Genomic DNA, 15,089 nt, shown 5'->3' on the forward strand with positions numbered 1-15,089 from the left:
AAGGCATGGAGCTGACGGATACTAATCGGTCGAGGGCTTATCCAAAGGAAGTCCCCCCTGAAGTGCAAGCTAAAGGGGGTGCGTTGCTCGACGCAGAGTTGTTGGTTTCGGATCTAGTTTTCAAGGTGCAAACCTTGGATGCAAGCCTTTAGGCAGGCCATTGCTATTTAGTTGCGAGGCAGGCGGATGAGCTTGTTACATGAGCTTTTTAACGAAAGCAAGCCGTTTGGTGATGATGGCAGAGGGGAACCACGCGTTCCCATCTCGAACACGACCGTTAAGCCCTCTAGCGCCAATGGTACTTGAACCGCAGGGTTCTGGGAGAGTAGGACATTGCCAAGCGGAATATTCCCTGATAGCTCAGTTGGTAGAGCACTCGACTGTTAATCGAGTTGTCACAGGTTCGAGTCCTGTTCGGGGAGCCACTTGCTTCCATAGCTCAGTCGGTAGAGTGCATCCATGGTAAGGATGAGGTCACCGGTTCGATTCCGGTTGGAAGCTTCAGGTTCAGGCCCGTTGGTCAAGTGGTTAAGACACCTCCCTTTCACGGAGGTAACAGGGGTTCGAGTCCCCTACGGGTCACCATATTATTTCTTTCACAATAATGGACGTGCCTTAATTCAACCGATGAAGTTCTGCCGATTAGCAGAGGGTCAACGGTTCGATCCTAGTATCGTTCAATAAGCCGTTGTAGCTCAACTGGTAGAGCAACTGACTTGTAATCAGTAGGTTGGGGGTTCAAGTCCTCTCGACGGCACCAGCTTTATCTTCGATATTGGGGATTAGCCAAGCGGTAAGGCAACGGACTTTGACTCCGTCATTCCTAGGTTCGATCCCTAGATCCCCAGCCATAGTATGAGACATTAGCTCAGTTGGTAGAGCACCTGACTTTTAATCAGGGTGTCGTAGGTTCGAATCCTACATGTCTCACCATTTTATTACATGCGCGTATGGCGGAATTGGCAGACGCACTAGACTTAGGATCTAGCGTTTTACGACGTGGGGGTTCAAGTCCCTCTACGCGCATCTTTTTTTGCGGAAGTGGCTCAGCGGTAGAGCATCGCCTTGCCAAGGCGAGGGTCGCGGGTTCGATTCCCGTCTTCCGCTCCATTATGAATCTAATAGGCACCCTTAGCTCAGCTGGATAGAGCGTTTGACTACGAATCAAAAGGCCGGGAGTTCGAATCTCTCAGGGTGCGCCATTTAGCTTTCATTCACGTAATCAGTTTTAAGCGTATGTTGTGGCAAGTGCACTGCATATACCATCGGGACGTAGCTCAGCTTGGTAGAGCACCTGGTTTGGGACCAGGGGGTCGCATGTTCAAATCGTGTCGTCCCGACCATTTATTTTATCATTCCTAAAGTATTTTACAAGCGGGTGTAGTTCAATGGTAGAACTTCAGCCTTCCAAGCTGATAGCAGGGGTTCGATTCCCCTTACCCGCTCCATAATTTACAATGACGAGACCTAGTAGGTCTTTTTTTATTTCCATATAAATATACTGCATGTCTACGTAGTGTTGTGTTAAAATACTCATTATGGTCTACAGAGATTGAAAAAGATAAATTGCTTCTTAAAGCATGCCTCAGGAGGGGAACCATGTTGGAATCCAGTAGCTTGATCAATAAAAATACAGCGAATAACTTATTACGTAGAGATGTTCGGTTTTTGGGGACGATTCTAGGCGAAGTGCTCGTCCATCAAGGCGGCAATGAGTTATTAACGATTGTAGAAAACATTAGAGAAATGAGTAAGAACCTGCGCGCCCAGTATTCTACCGAGATGTATGACGAATTTAAAGAGGCTATTACCTCTTTGGCACCTGAGAAAAGACATCAAGTGATCCGTGCATTCGCGATTTATTTTCAACTGATTAATATTGCTGAACAAAATCACCGCATTCGCAGAAAACGTGACTACGAGCGCTCATCAGGCGAGAACGTACAGCCTGGATCTATAGAGGATGTAGTGCGTGACCTGAAAAACCAACAAATTCCTGCTTCAGAAGTAGAGGAAATGCTGCAAGGGATTTCGCTTGAATTGGTCATGACTGCACATCCTACGGAAGCTACACGCCGTGCTGTGTTGGATATCCACCAACGTATTGCTAATGAAGTCATGGAGCTAGACAATCCGAACCTAACCTTCCGCGAACGCGAGCAACTTCGTGATAAGCTAATGGGTGAGGTTATTACGCTTTGGCAGACCGATGAACTTAGGGATCGGAAACCAACGGTTATTGATGAAGTTAACAATGGGCTTTATTATTTTGATGCGACGTTATTTGATGTGCTTCCTGAGGTTTATCAAGAGCTTGAACGCTGTCTGGCGATTTATTATCCAGAGCAATCTTGGCATGCTCCGATATTCATGAAATTTGGTTCATGGATAGGTGGAGACCGTGACGGTAACCCTTCTGTAACCTCGAAGGTCACATGGGAAACCTTAACGCTGCACAGAAAGCTGGCACTTAAGAAATATGATGAGCTACTAACGGGTTTCATGGAGCATTTGAGCTTCAGCAAAAATATTGTAGAAGTTACGCAGGAATTGTTGGATTCTATCCAAGTAGATCGTGAGCGGCTTGATCTGCGCTCCCATGAAGTATGGCGAAACGAAAAAGAGCCTTATCGGATTAAAATTGTATATATGCTTGAGAAAATACGCCGTACGGCAGATCCGTCCATAGATGCTTTGCAAAAGTACAACTCACCGGATGAGTTTTTGGCTGATTTGAAAATTATCGAGAATAGCTTGCGTAACCATTTTGCCGATTATATCGCGGATGCTTATGTAGTTAAATTGGTTCGCCAAGTGGAATTGTTTGGCTTCCATCTGGCTTCCTTGGACGTTAGGCAGCACAGCCAGGAGCATGAATCAGCAATGGCTGAAATATTGGCGAAAATGAGCATTTGCGCTGACTATTCAGTACTGACAGAGCCTGCCAAGATTGAGCTATTGACCAGCTTGCTGAATGAACCAAGACCGATTACTTCGCCTTATATGGACTATACCGAGAACACGCTGGAGTGTTTGAAGGTTTATCGTGTGATTAAGCAGGCACAGCAAGAATTTGGGGTTAAATGTATTACAAGCTATCTTATTAGTATGACCCGTGGCTCCAGCGATTTACTTGAAGTGTTAGTACTGGCTAAGGAAGCCGGATTGTATCATCAAGCCGCAGATGGCTCAGTTACTTGTACGTTACAGTCTGCGCCGTTATTCGAAACGATTGATGATTTGCACGAAGCACCCGCTATTATGCGGGCATTATATTCAATTCCAGCCTATCGAAACAGCTTGGTGTCTACGAACAACCTGCAAGAAATTATGTTGGGTTATTCCGACAGCAATAAAGACGGCGGCGTTATTACCGCCAACTGGGAGCTAAGGGTTGCATTGCGTTCGATTACCAAGGCAGCCAATGAATATGGCGTAAAGCTTAAATTTTTTCATGGCCGCGGCGGCGCTTTGGGGCGTGGCGGCATGCCACTTAACCGGAGTATCCTGGCACAACCAGCCGATACGGTAGGTGGAGGCATCAAGATCACCGAGCAAGGCGAGGTGCTTTCTTCCCGATATTCGATGAAGGGCATTGCCTACCGCAGCTTGGAGCAGGCTACCTCTGCTTTGCTGCAGGCAGCTGTCAATGGCCGCAATCCACAGTTTGAGCAGGCTGAAGCCGAGTGGGAAGCGATTATGTTTGATATTTCGGAGAAAGCGCAAACCAAGTACCAGGATTTGATTTTCCGCGATCCGGACTTCCTGACCTTCTTCAAGGAATCGACACCGTTGCCTGAGCTGGGAGAGCTTAATATTGGCTCCCGCCCATCCAAACGCAAAGGTAGTGACCGGTTTGAGGATCTTCGTGCCATTCCTTGGGTATTTGCTTGGACGCAAAGCCGGTTCTTGCTTCCCGCTTGGTACGCGGCAGGTACGGGGCTGAATAGCTTCTATCAAGGAAAAGCTGAGAACTTGGCGGTTATGCAGGAAATGTATGAAAAATGGTCGTTTTTCCGTTCATTGATTGATAATTTGCAGATGGCTATGGCAAAAGCAGATTTATTGATCGCGAAAGAATATGGCAGCATGATTAAGGATCCGGTCATTGCTGAGCGTATTTTTAATGAAATTAGCAACGAATTTAAGCTGACTTCGGATTTAATCCTTAGCATCAGCGGGCAGCAGGAAATTCTTGATAATGTACCGGTTATTCAAGAATCGATCCGATTGCGTAACCCCTATGTCGATCCATTAAGCTATTTGCAAGTGCAATTGGTTACAGAGCTAAGAGCTATTAGGGAGTTAGACGAGGAAGATGCCTTGTTGATCCGCGAAGTACTCTTAACGATTAATGGTATTGCAGCGGGGCTTCGAAATACCGGTTGATGAATGGTAGTTTTTTTCTAGAGTCGGGTAGCTTGGGAACAACCGGATAATGATTCTTATTATTCGGTTGCTTCTTTTTAAAAGCTGCCCGGCTTTTTGCATGGATGGGATTACAGGGGATACGGTTACTACTTAAGGAACATGAAGAAAGCGTGGTGCTGCTTTGAAATCAAGATGGTTTGCAATGGTCTTGGTGCTGATCGGGGCTTCAAGCTACGGGCTGTTATCCCCGCTGATTAAAACTGCTTACCAAGAGGGCTGGAATGAGCTGGAGGTTTCAGCAAGCCAAATGACGGCAGCCGCGATATTATTATGGCTGGTTGTGCTGATGCAGCGCAAAGCATGGAGCAATCCGTTCAAGGGACCGTGGGTCAAGCTTTCTTTGGTTGGCATGTTCGGTTTGGCGGCGACAACCTTGCTGTATAATACAGCTTTGGCCGAAATGGATGCTACAGTAGCGATTGTGCTGTTATTCCAATTTACTTGGATCACGATTGTGATGGAAGCGGTAGCTAACCGCAAATGGCCGGAGCGCAACCAGTGGCTGGCTGTAGGGATTATTATGCTGGGGACGTTGTGCTCAGTTGAGGCCTTTGATGCTGATTGGACCCGATTTACTTATTTAGGTATTGTCTGCGGCCTGGGTTCTGCGATGTCGTACTCTTTTTTTCTATTTATGGCAGGGCGGTTGGAAACCCATTTGCATCCTTTTATGAAATCAGCCGTAATGGTAACAGGGGCATTGCCGTTATTGTATTTGATTTATCCACCGGTCGTGTTTGTCCAACCGGGTAATGGCTCGTTGCTGTTATGGGGTATTATCCTAGGCTTATTGGGACAGGTGATTCCCACAACCGCATTTATGGTAGGCATCCCGCGGATTGGAAGCACCCTTGCCTCGCTGCTCGGAGCGATGGAATTGCCAGTTGGCATCGTGGCCTCCTTGCTCATTTTGCACGAAGCTGTACATGGGGTACAATGGTTTGGTATGCTTTTAATATTAGCTGGAATTATAGTCGCTGAGAAGCGAAAGCGTTTAGAGGTTCCTGTATCCAATAAATAGACTTTGAAGGCTTTGGATGGAAGTTTGGAGGAGTGTCGGTTGGAGCAGATGGATGTTAGACTCGCTAAACTAGCCCGTAAGGGAGACAGGGCTGCTTTTGCCGAGTTGGTGGAATTGTATAAGGATAAAATCTTCCATCTTGCGTATAGAATGCTGCATAGTCGGCATGAGGCGGAGGAAATTGTACAGGAAACCTTTCTAAGGGTATTTACTAATCTGGACAGGTATGATGAATATCAGAAATTTTCGACCTGGATTTACCGGATTGGAACCAATCTTTGTATAGATCGTCTCCGTAAACGTAAAGTCACCTTTTCCCTGGATGCCGAAATGAAGGACGGTGAGGGAACGGACTGGTATTCGATGCTGCCAAGCTTAGAGGATACGCCGGATGAACAGGTAGCCTTGTCCGAAACACAAACGGAAATTCGTAAATCCATTGAATCCTTACCGGAAAAATACAAATCGGTGGTCATCCTGAGGTATTTACAGGATCTTTCGCTTCAGGAGATCAGTGATGTGTTATCAATGCCCGTAACTACAATCAAAACAAGGCTGCACCGTGGGCGGGAATTTCTTCGGAAAAAATTGGAACGTGTTTTGTAACCGGATTTTGAAACATATTACGAATTCATACGTATGTACTACACAAGCTACTAATATGCCTCTGCTGGCATCCCTATTTGGTGGGCGGAAGAGGAACTAAAAGGAAACAGAAAGGAGTGGCTCGTAATGGATTGTAAAGAAGCCCTCCCTTTGATACATGAATACATGGATGGCGGGTTGGACCGGTCGGAGGCTGCGCGCCTGAATGACCATTTGGAAGTATGCCCTGCTTGTAAGATGCGGTTAAAGCAACTAGAACGGGTCGAGGCGCTTGTCCAGTCATGGCCACGGGTAGAAACATCGCCAGGCTTGACTGAACGTATCATGAGTGCGTTGCCGCGGGTTAAACAAAGAAGCCTTTGGAGGCACTGGATTCGCAATCACCCCGCTATATCCGTAGCCGCCGTGTTTGTATTGGTTATGACGGGCAGCTTGATGTCGATGTGGAATGAAAATTCTGAGCTTATGGTGAAGGGCAACGATTTGCAGTCTATTGTAATCCAGGGCAATACGGTATATGTGCCGGCCGGTAAGACGGTTGCAGGCAATATTATGGTCGAGAATGGAAAGCTGCAGGTCGATGGCGACATCGAAGGCAATATTGTAGTTATTCAAGGTTCCGTTATTCTTGCATCTACGGCACATATTTCGGGACAAATCACACAAATTGATGAGGCATTTAGCTGGCTTTGGTTCAAAATGAACGGTCTGGCTTCGAAAATTTCCGAGTCCAAATAGGACAAATGGACCATTTTAAACATCCTCCCTAAAAGATATGGTGAAAGGGAGGGTTTTTTGTTCATATTATGGTATGATTTAAGGACGGTAATTTAGGTAGATTAAGCCGCGTTTCGTCTGGGGGCAGAGATGATGGAGTTCATAACAGCCATCAATATAAAAGATATTATAGATATATTGATCGTAAGCTACGTTATTTACAAGCTGATTTTATTAGTAAGAGGCACTCGGGCTATTCAGTTGTTAAAAGGGATCTTCGTTGTGGTTGTCACTTGGGCACTCAGCACCTGGTTTAAGCTAAGTACCTTGCAGTGGATGATGAACCAAATGTTTACCTTTGGGGTGCTGGCGGTCATCATTATTTTCCAGCCTGAGCTTCGCCGTGCCTTGGAGCAATTGGGGCGAGGGGCTTTATTCAGCCGCACGACACAGACGGAGACCGACAATGACCTGAATAAACGGGTCAGCGAAGTACTCAAAGCGGTCAGTTATTTGGCACGCCGCAAAATCGGCGCTATTATCGTCTTCGAGCGTGAAACTGGCTTGAATGATTATGTCGAGTCCGGCATTTCGATAGAATCCCATATCAGCTCGGAGTTGTTAATTAATATTTTTATCCCGAATACGCCTTTGCATGACGGAGCCGTCCTTATACGTAAAGACCAACTGATGGCAGCTGGCTGTTATTTACCCCTATCGGAGAATCCTTTTATCAGTAAGGAGCTAGGAACACGGCACCGGGCAGCAATTGGCATGAGTGAGGTGTCTGACGCAGTCTGTGTGATTGTATCAGAGGAAACCGGTCATGTTTCCCTTGCCCTTAACGGTCATATTATACGTGATATTAAGGAAGAGGCTTTGCTGTCCAAGCTTTTTGAAGAGCTGAAGTCTAAGACCAAGACCAAGGAAAAGAACTCCATTTGGAAATGGAGGTTATGGTAAGATGGACCAATGGCTGCGCAATACGAATGTAGTTAAGATACTGGCACTCATTATAGGGATTTTATTGTGGGCTGTGGTACATATGGAGGACAATACATTACCGGGATCTATGACTAACGGGGTTAAGGAAGAGCAGATTTCTAATGTAGCGGTCACGCCTAAGTACGATAACAGCCAGTTTTACGTGCAAACGATAGAACCATCCGAGGTTATTGTCACGCTAAGTGGCAAAGAAGCGGTTTTGAAAAAAGCGATGATTAGCAAGTACTCCGTTGAGTTGGATTTGACGGGTCAAGGTAAGGGAGAACACATCGTGCCATTAACCCCCATCGGCTTCCCTAGTGGTGTTACGGTGAAGATCAGCCCTTCTAGTGCCAAGGTCATTATTGATGAAAAGTCGAACAAACAAATGCCGGTCACGATTAATGTAACAGGCATTCCTGCAGTGGGGCTGAAAGCCGGTCAGCCTATCGCCAAACCTAATAAAGTCACGGTAACGTTGCCAAGCGGCATTATTGAGTCCGTAGAATCAGTAAGAGCGGATGTCAATGTGGAAAAAGCATCATCGGCGGTATCGAACAAGGCGCGTTTAGTTGCTTACGACAAGAGCGGTAAGGTGATGGAATCTGCTACGATTAATCCGGCTGTCGTGGATTTTGAGGTGCCGATTACAAGTCCCTTCACAACGGTACCTTTACAGCTTAAGCTGCTGGGCGAACCGCCGCGGGGCTTCAGTGTCGCTTCTCTCGTACAAAATGTAGATAAAGTCACGGTGTTCGGCACACAGGATGTATTAAACCGTATGGAATTTTATGAGGGTCCAAGCATTAATTTAAGCGATCTAAAGGAAGAAAAGGAATATACATTCAATCTGGACATTCCACTGCGCAATAAAGCGACTCAGCTTGATCCTGTTAAGGTAGAGGTGAAGATCAATATTGTTGCATCAAATACTAAAAGCTTGGACCAAATACCATTATCTATCGTGGGGCAAAATGATGGATTTGATACCAAGGTGGTGTTTCCAGAGACGGGCAAGATCAGCCTGGCTGCTGAAGGAGCACCTGCTATTATCGATAAGGTGAAGGCGCAGGATGTTCAGGCCATTCTCGATGTGAGTAATTTGCCACCGGGGAAGCATGAGATTGCGGTAAGCTGGAACCTGCCTACTTTTATTAAAAAAAGTACGCCTCAGGAATTCAAAGCTTCAGTTGAGATTAGTGCTAAATCTACAGATGTTGCAAAAAGATAATTGAGGAGATAGAGAAGATATGGGGAAATATTTTGGAACTGATGGTGTCCGTGGGGTCGCCAATCTGGATTTAACTGCTGAATTAGCTTATAAAATTGGACGCTGCGGCGGTTATGTATTGGCGGGGCAGGTAGAGAAGCCTACGGTTATTATTGGGCGCGATACGCGTATTTCTGGATCGATGCTGGAAGCGGCTCTAGTGGCAGGCTTATTATCGATTGGCGCCAATGTGGTGCGGGTCGGTATCGTATCGACACCTGGGATCGCTTACTTGACAAGAAAGCTAGCGGCAGATGCAGGCGTTATGATTTCGGCCTCGCATAATCCCGTTGAGGATAATGGCATTAAGTTTTTTGGTGGAGACGGCTTTAAGCTGTCGGACGAAACGGAATTGGAAATCGAGCGGTTAATGGATGCTGCCCAGGATGAATTGCCAAGGCCAACCGGTATCCATATGGGCTCGGCTGTTGATGATGAGCAGGCCAAATTTGCTTATTTGGACTATGTGCAAGCGACTGTAAAGTCCTCTTTTAAAGGCTACAAAATTGTTCTGGACTGTGCGCATGGTGCGGCTTATGAGCTGGCTCCCAAAGTATTCGCGGCTTTAGGTGCAGAGGTTATTACGATCGGCGCAGAGCCCAATGGCTGTAATATAAACGATAACTGCGGATCTACGCACCCGGCAGGGCTTCAGCAAGCAGTATTAGAGCATGGAGCTATCATTGGTTTTGCTTTTGATGGGGATGCTGACCGGCTAATTGCGATTGACGAATTAGGCGAGGAAGTGGATGGCGACTATATTCTGAGCATTTGCGGCCATACCTTGAATCAAGCAGGCTTGCTGAAGCAAAGCACGATTGTGACTACGGTAATGAGCAATATTGGGTTTTTCAAAGGGATTGAAGCATTTGGGATGAAGGCCGCTAAAACTGCGGTAGGCGACCGTTATGTGATGGAAGAGATGCGTAAAAACGGCTTTAACTTAGGCGGCGAGCAATCCGGGCATGTGATATTCCTAGATTATAATACAACCGGCGATGGCATCTTAACGGCCTTGCAGCTATTGGACAGCTTGGTACAGTCCGGAAGCAAGCTTAGTGAAATGAAAAAAATTATGCGTAAATATCCGCAAAAGCTGGTTAATGTAAGAGTGAAGGACAAAAGTAAATGGCTAGGAAATCCGACGATCGAGCAAGCTATCCTTAAAGTTGAGCAAGAGCTTGGTGATAATGGGCGCGTATTGGTGAGGCCGTCCGGCACTGAATCCTTAATCCGTGTTATGGCGGAAGGTCCTGACAAAGAGCAGGTTGAAGCCTATGTAGACCATCTTGCGGCTATTATTCAAAAGGAACTTTCCTAAAGATTTCTTTATTAATTATAGGCTGTCGGTTAGTGGAGCACTACTTTTGCATAAATGAGTCGAAAATCCTCTAATGCCTGTCGTTAGAGGGTTTTTCCTTAAATTAATGTCGCAACCTGTTGGAAAGATAGGGTTGCACTATATTCATAAAATGAATAAGATGTTAATAAGCTTTTCATTCAGGAAGGAACAGGAGGATCGTGGTTACCTATTAACAGCGCCAGAACTTGCGAGATTGCCAAGCTCAATTGCCATGCTATAAGAGACAAGCTGTAGTACGAGCTAAGAGCGATTAGCTAGAGTACGAGCTTACAGATCGACTAGCTAGGCTGGAGGAGTTAAGCACAAGGATAGCACGAGTATGGATGGGTGCTCACTGCGTACTTAAGCCAGATAGCTAGCCAGAATTAATGGCGATTGTGCGGCAGTTGCTTGCAAGTTGACGAGGTGAAGGTGTTCGAAACATTCGGCGGGGACCTTCCGGTAGACAGCTCTACCGTTAAGTTGGATGGCAAACCACTGGGGCGACCCGGTGTCCAAGATTCCAGCACAGCTCATTGATATCCTTATGTCTATTTCTAATTATCATCATAAATGTTTTTCTAATATGCAGGAGGTTCTATCCCTATGTGTGGTATTGTTGGATACGTTGGTAAACGTGATTCTCAAAATATATTAATCGAAGGCTTGAAAAAACTAGAATATCGTGGTTATGATTCCGCAGGTTTAGCAGTGTTCACCTCGGATGGTTTACAGATTACCAAATCCATGGGCAGGTTAGTCAATCTGGAAAATGTGTTGGCTGATGCTCCTTTAGCTGGTTTTATCGGGATTGGGCATACACGCTGGGCCACACATGGCAAGCCGTCAGATGTCAATTCGCATCCGCATACAGACAATTCCAAGAAGTTCTCTGTCGTGCATAATGGTATTATTGAGAATTATATGTCGTTAAAGGAAGAGCTAGCGGCTAGCGGGCATGTATTTGTATCCGAGACGGACACAGAAGTCATCTCGCATTTGATAGCCAGCCTGTACGAAGGCGATATTGTCAAAGCGGTACAGAAGGCGATTACCCGCATGACAGGAGCCTTTGCGCTAGGCGTGCTTACGGAGTATGAGCCCGACAAGCTAGTCGCCGTTCGATTTTTCAGCCCTTTGATTATTGGTGTGGGCGAAGGCGAAAATTTTATCGGCTCCGACATTCCAGCCATTCTCGATTATACGCGTAATGTGTATATCCTTAATGACGGAGAAATGGCGGTTTTGACCAAGGATGGTGTCGAATTAATGACACTGGAGGGGAATTTTATTTCCCGGGAATTATTTCATGTCGATTGGGATATAGTAACGGCTGAAAAAGCAGGCTTTGACCATTTTATGTTAAAAGAAATATACGAGCAGCCGAAAGCATACCGTGATACGATGGGCAGCCGGATTGATCCATCAGGCAAAAGAATCGTGATGAACGAATTGAAGATGACGGATGAGTATATTCACAGGATCCAACAAATTCATATTGTAGCTTGTGGCACAGCTTACCATGCAGGTATGGTGGGCAAAAGCATTATTGAGAAGCTGGCACGTATTCCGGTGGAAACAGATGTGGCCTCGGAGTATCGCTACCGTTCACCTATCATTACGCCTAATACACTGGTTGTAGTTGTCAGTCAATCCGGAGAAACGGCGGATACCTTGGCAGCACTTCGTGAAGCCAAGCGTTGCGGAGCCCGTGTAGTTGCGATTACGAACGTAGTGGGTAGCTCAGTAGCCCGTGAAGCGGATGATGTGATTGTAACATGGGCAGGACCGGAAATTGCGGTAGCCTCAACAAAAGCGTATACCTCCCAGCTGATTGCTTTCTATCTGTTCGGACTGTATCTGGCGCAAACCTTAGGCACACAGGACGAAGCTTATATTGCGGATGTAGTTACTGAACTGAAGCTGCTCCCTGATAAGGTTGAGCAGATTCTCCAGCATGCCGAGATCATCAAGGAATGGGCAGAGCAAATCTCTACACACGATAACCTGTTCTTTATCGGCCGTGGCATTGATTATGCGGTCGTACTGGAAGGGTCGCTAAAGCTGAAGGAAATATCGTACATTCATTCCGAGGCTTACCCTTCAGGTGAATTAAAGCATGGCACACTGGCTCTGATCGAAGAAGGCATTCCGGTCATCGCTTTGGCGACACAGCCAGAGCTGTTTGAGAAGACGGTGAGCAATATCAAGGAAGTGAAAGCGCGTGGTGCTTATGTGTTCGGTATCCATACTTTAGGCGAAACGGAGCTTGTAAAAGCGGTTGACCAAGTGCTTGAAATTCCGCAGACGATACCGCTGCTGAGTCCAGCGTTGTCGGTAGTGCCGCTGCAATTGCTGGCGTATTACGCCTCGCTAGCTCGTGGTAATGATGTGGATAAGCCGAGGAATTTGGCTAAGAGTGTTACGGTGGAGTAAAAGAGGAGGGGAAACCCTTCTTTTTGTCAGATGATATAAAAGTTGGGAACCAGTAAAAAAAGTCTGGAACCAGTAAAGAAACTGTGGAACCAGTAAAAAATGTGTGGAACCATTCTTATGGTTGTCCCAATGTGAAAAGTGCGAAAGTGTTTAAAACCTTAAAAATCACACACTCAGAAAGGTCCCGATGATATAGTATCTCGGGATCTTTTTACGTTAGGAGGGTTTAATGTCTTTATCAATGGGTGAACGTATCAGAATAATCAGAAAATCAAACAGTCTAAACCAGGTCGAATTTTCCAATTTTATTGGTGTATCCCAAGGGACTTTAAGTGAGTTAGAACAAGATAAGTATAAGCCATCGATTGATGCGATTTTAGCTATAAAAGATAGATTTAATACTGATATAGAGTGGTTAATTTTTGGGAATAAAAATACAGAAAATAAAGGAATTTTCAATCTTGCTATTGAGGGTCAAGAGCTTGATCTTATTTCATTGTTTAGGGAACTTACTAAAAATGATAAGGATGAGATTGTTGAATTTATAAAATTGAAGATTTCTCGTTACTGAATGTCAGAAGCGTTTGGCTATTGCCTTAATCAATGGGACTTCTACAGTCTACAGAATCAACATCTAGAAACATCAACATGACTCCTTTTTTGGGTTGCCTTCGGGTAACCCTATTTTATTTTATTTTTAGGAGTGGGCATAATGGCAAAGTGAAAACGCGAAATCACACAAGCAAAGATAGAACGGTTCATTAAAGAAGGAAGAGGTCAAGGGTCCGGTAAGGAATATATTCCGTGGCTTAGAATTCAAGATGTTCCCTCAGAAGGAAGAGCGACTCGAGGTGTAGGATGGACGACAGGTCGAAGACATGAGCTTCTTTCAGATATAGAGCGTGATTATTGCTACATACTGGATTATTCAGACGAAGTTTCGAATATTCGTGAGCAATTCCTCTTCTTCCGCTAGAAGAAACTCAAATGATTGCTGAGAAAATAGGGGTTCAGCACCCAACAGATCTTAAAACAGGAGTTCCCATCGTTATGACAACCGATTTTCTGATTACATATAAGGATAAAAATTATGAAGAACGGTAAAGCCTTTTTCCGAAATGGAAAATGAACGTACCATCGCGAAATTTGAGATTGAGCGAGTGTATTGGGAAACGCGCCATATAGACTGGGGAATTATTACTGATCATGACTTGCCAGATACATTTGTAAGGAATATTGAATGGGTTCACTAAGAGTATCATAACGACGATGTATCCGAATTAGGTATATTTGTGATTCAAAATTTGCAACGGATGCTATCAATCCGTTTGAACGATGGAGAAGCGATAGCAAGATCCTGTTTATCTTGTGACGAACAACTCGGTTTAGAAATCGGAACGTCCCTTGCCATGTTCCGTCACTTTATAGCACGAAAGATATGGACTGTGGATATGAATGAAAGAATTATTCCCTCGCATGCTGCAAAAAAAAATGAAGTTAATGAATAGCTTGAAAGACTTGCGAAAGGCGGATGAGGTGATGCAAACACTCTATGAAAATATAGTAGTTGAATGGAAATTATCTGACTCTGAGGATCGTTATATTGAGCGTGTTTTATGGATTTCTCCATCCAATGATGTGATTTATAGTATTGCGATGGATGACGATAAGGCATTTCCCATTATGAAACCTTATTACGAATATAAAGATGGCTTTGAATCAAATTTATGCAAACAAGTCGAATGGATTAATGAGAATATTCCCTTAATTGATTCTGAAGATGATAGTGAACATTTGACTATACGTGATAAATCATGGGATGCGATAAAGGATATTGTACTTGATGAGCCGAGGTGCTTCGAAAAAGGATTTAGGGGATCTCGGGTAAGGGAAGCGTTAGAACGAATAGAAATTCACAAGAGTACAATTTATCGTTATTTGCGGAGATATTGGCAAGGTGGAAAGTTGAAGAATGCACTTCTGCCTCATTTCAATAATTGTGGTAGTTATGGGAACGACAGAATACCTAAAGATACAAAGCGAGGCCGCCCGAGAAAGTTTGAAGATGACATAATTTCGGTGAGCCCTATTGGCATCGAATTCATCAGATACCGGGAGTAATGGTTTGTCCATTGCATCGGAGGTTTTTACATAAAATTACGGCTCCACTTGCGGAAAGACATGGACTGACCGTTTTGCCGATTTCAAGGCATATGTTTCGTTCGGTTTCATTTCTGATATCGCAGATGATATTCAAATGCTCATTCAAATAGACAAGGCAC

General features: G+C 45.0%; 12 protein-coding genes, 11 tRNA genes and 1 rRNA gene. All 24 read left to right on the top strand.

The genetic code is table 11. The annotated features are described in order from the left end of the window. The first annotated feature begins 225 nt into the window (after window positions 1–225). The 24 genes from rrf (at window position 226) to G9U52_RS37100 (ending at window position 14,928) form a co-directional block, all read left to right on the top strand. Window positions 226–342, top strand: a 5S ribosomal RNA gene (rrf, locus tag G9U52_RS36985). A 7-nt stretch (window positions 343–349) separates the two neighbouring features. Further along, a tRNA-Asn gene (locus G9U52_RS36990) sits at window positions 350–425 on the top strand. A gap of 3 nt (window positions 426–428) precedes the next feature. Continuing rightward, window positions 429–501: transfer RNA gene (locus tag G9U52_RS36995), tRNA-Thr, on the top strand. Window positions 502–510: 9 nt separating this feature from the next. After that, window positions 511–585: transfer RNA gene (locus G9U52_RS37000), tRNA-Glu, on the top strand. 99 nt (window positions 586–684) lie between these two features. After that, window positions 685–760, top strand: a tRNA-Thr gene (locus tag G9U52_RS37005). A gap of 16 nt (window positions 761–776) precedes the next feature. Next, window positions 777–851 (top strand) — tRNA-Gln (locus G9U52_RS37010). Window positions 852–857: 6 nt separating this feature from the next. Then, window positions 858–933, top strand: a tRNA-Lys gene (locus G9U52_RS37015). An 11-nt stretch (window positions 934–944) separates the two neighbouring features. Then, window positions 945–1,026 (top strand) — tRNA-Leu (locus G9U52_RS37020). A 9-nt stretch (window positions 1,027–1,035) separates the two neighbouring features. Next, window positions 1,036–1,110 (top strand) — tRNA-Gly (locus G9U52_RS37025). A gap of 15 nt (window positions 1,111–1,125) precedes the next feature. Continuing rightward, window positions 1,126–1,202, top strand: a tRNA-Arg gene (locus G9U52_RS37030). 64 nt (window positions 1,203–1,266) lie between these two features. Beyond that, window positions 1,267–1,343: transfer RNA gene (locus G9U52_RS37035), tRNA-Pro, on the top strand. Window positions 1,344–1,374: 31 nt separating this feature from the next. Next, window positions 1,375–1,448: transfer RNA gene (locus G9U52_RS37040), tRNA-Gly, on the top strand. A 151-nt stretch (window positions 1,449–1,599) separates the two neighbouring features. Then, entirely contained in the window at window positions 1,600–4,389 is a 2,790-nt protein-coding gene (gene ppc / locus G9U52_RS37045) for a phosphoenolpyruvate carboxylase (RefSeq protein WP_166157921.1), read from the top strand. A gap of 163 nt (window positions 4,390–4,552) precedes the next feature. Further along, a complete protein-coding gene (locus G9U52_RS37050; protein WP_166157924.1) occupies window positions 4,553–5,452 on the top strand; it encodes a DMT family transporter in 900 nt (299 codons plus the stop codon). A gap of 39 nt (window positions 5,453–5,491) precedes the next feature. After that, window positions 5,492–6,058 carry an RNA polymerase sigma factor SigW gene (gene sigW / locus G9U52_RS37055; RefSeq protein ID WP_166157927.1) on the top strand — a complete coding sequence of 189 codons (567 nt, stop codon included), beginning with the start codon at window positions 5,492–5,494 and terminating at the stop codon, window positions 6,056–6,058. Window positions 6,059–6,184: 126 nt separating this feature from the next. Beyond that, a complete protein-coding gene (locus tag G9U52_RS37060) occupies window positions 6,185–6,796 on the top strand; it encodes a zf-HC2 domain-containing protein (RefSeq protein ID WP_166157929.1) in 612 nt (203 codons plus the stop codon). A gap of 132 nt (window positions 6,797–6,928) precedes the next feature. Beyond that, complete coding sequence (gene cdaA / locus G9U52_RS37065) at window positions 6,929–7,738, top strand: diadenylate cyclase CdaA (RefSeq protein WP_166157999.1); 810 nt, start codon at window positions 6,929–6,931, stop codon at window positions 7,736–7,738. A 1-nt stretch (window position 7,739) separates the two neighbouring features. Continuing rightward, a complete protein-coding gene (locus G9U52_RS37070; RefSeq protein ID WP_166157932.1) occupies window positions 7,740–8,990 on the top strand; it encodes a CdaR family protein in 1,251 nt (416 codons plus the stop codon). A gap of 19 nt (window positions 8,991–9,009) precedes the next feature. Then, complete coding sequence (gene glmM, locus G9U52_RS37075) at window positions 9,010–10,350, top strand: phosphoglucosamine mutase (protein ID WP_166157935.1); 1,341 nt, start codon at window positions 9,010–9,012, stop codon at window positions 10,348–10,350. A 627-nt stretch (window positions 10,351–10,977) separates the two neighbouring features. Continuing rightward, a complete protein-coding gene (gene glmS / locus G9U52_RS37080) occupies window positions 10,978–12,807 on the top strand; it encodes a glutamine--fructose-6-phosphate transaminase (isomerizing) (protein ID WP_166157938.1) in 1,830 nt (609 codons plus the stop codon). Between the two features lie 229 nt (window positions 12,808–13,036). Beyond that, window positions 13,037–13,378, top strand: a complete 342-nt coding sequence (locus G9U52_RS37085) for a helix-turn-helix transcriptional regulator (RefSeq protein WP_166157941.1) — start codon at window positions 13,037–13,039, stop codon at window positions 13,376–13,378. A gap of 547 nt (window positions 13,379–13,925) precedes the next feature. After that, the gene (locus G9U52_RS41175; protein ID WP_279538838.1) at window positions 13,926–14,060 is read left to right on the top strand and encodes a TnsA endonuclease N-terminal domain-containing protein; all 135 of its coding nucleotides are present in this window, start codon (window positions 13,926–13,928) and stop codon (window positions 14,058–14,060) included. A 60-nt stretch (window positions 14,061–14,120) separates the two neighbouring features. Further along, on the top strand, window positions 14,121–14,315 hold the full coding sequence (locus G9U52_RS42010) for a TnsA endonuclease C-terminal domain-containing protein (protein WP_375790323.1): 195 nt from the start codon (window positions 14,121–14,123) through the stop codon (window positions 14,313–14,315). Continuing rightward, entirely contained in the window at window positions 14,263–14,928 is a 666-nt protein-coding gene (locus tag G9U52_RS37100; RefSeq protein ID WP_166157947.1) for a hypothetical protein, read from the top strand. Before G9U52_RS42010 ends, G9U52_RS37100 begins: the two co-directional genes overlap by 53 nt. The last annotated feature ends 161 nt before the right edge of the window (window positions 14,929–15,089 follow it).

It is taken from the genome of Paenibacillus agricola (assembly GCF_011440305.1).
Lineage (GTDB): Bacteria > Bacillota > Bacilli > Paenibacillales > NBRC-103111 > Paenibacillus_S > Paenibacillus_S agricola.

What these genes read in the sequence shown, in the direction of transcription:
- ppc (WP_166157921.1), top strand. Translation starts at nt 1,600, where the DNA reads ATGTTGGAATCCAGTAGCTTGATCAATAAAAATACAGCGAATAACTTA.
- G9U52_RS37060 (WP_166157929.1), top strand. Translation starts at nt 6,185, where the DNA reads ATGGATTGTAAAGAAGCCCTCCCTTTGATACATGAATACATGGATGGC.
- cdaA (WP_166157999.1), top strand. Translation starts at nt 6,929, where the DNA reads ATGGAGTTCATAACAGCCATCAATATAAAAGATATTATAGATATATTG.
- G9U52_RS37070 (WP_166157932.1), top strand. Translation starts at nt 7,740, where the DNA reads ATGGACCAATGGCTGCGCAATACGAATGTAGTTAAGATACTGGCACTC.
- glmM (WP_166157935.1), top strand. Translation starts at nt 9,010, where the DNA reads ATGGGGAAATATTTTGGAACTGATGGTGTCCGTGGGGTCGCCAATCTG.
- glmS (WP_166157938.1), top strand. Translation starts at nt 10,978, where the DNA reads ATGTGTGGTATTGTTGGATACGTTGGTAAACGTGATTCTCAAAATATA.
- G9U52_RS37085 (WP_166157941.1), top strand. Translation starts at nt 13,037, where the DNA reads ATGTCTTTATCAATGGGTGAACGTATCAGAATAATCAGAAAATCAAAC.
- G9U52_RS41175 (WP_279538838.1), top strand. Translation starts at nt 13,926, where the DNA reads ATGGAAAATGAACGTACCATCGCGAAATTTGAGATTGAGCGAGTGTAT.
- G9U52_RS42010 (WP_375790323.1), top strand. Translation starts at nt 14,121, where the DNA reads ATGCTATCAATCCGTTTGAACGATGGAGAAGCGATAGCAAGATCCTGT.
- G9U52_RS37100 (WP_166157947.1), top strand. Translation starts at nt 14,263, where the DNA reads ATGAAAGAATTATTCCCTCGCATGCTGCAAAAAAAAATGAAGTTAATG.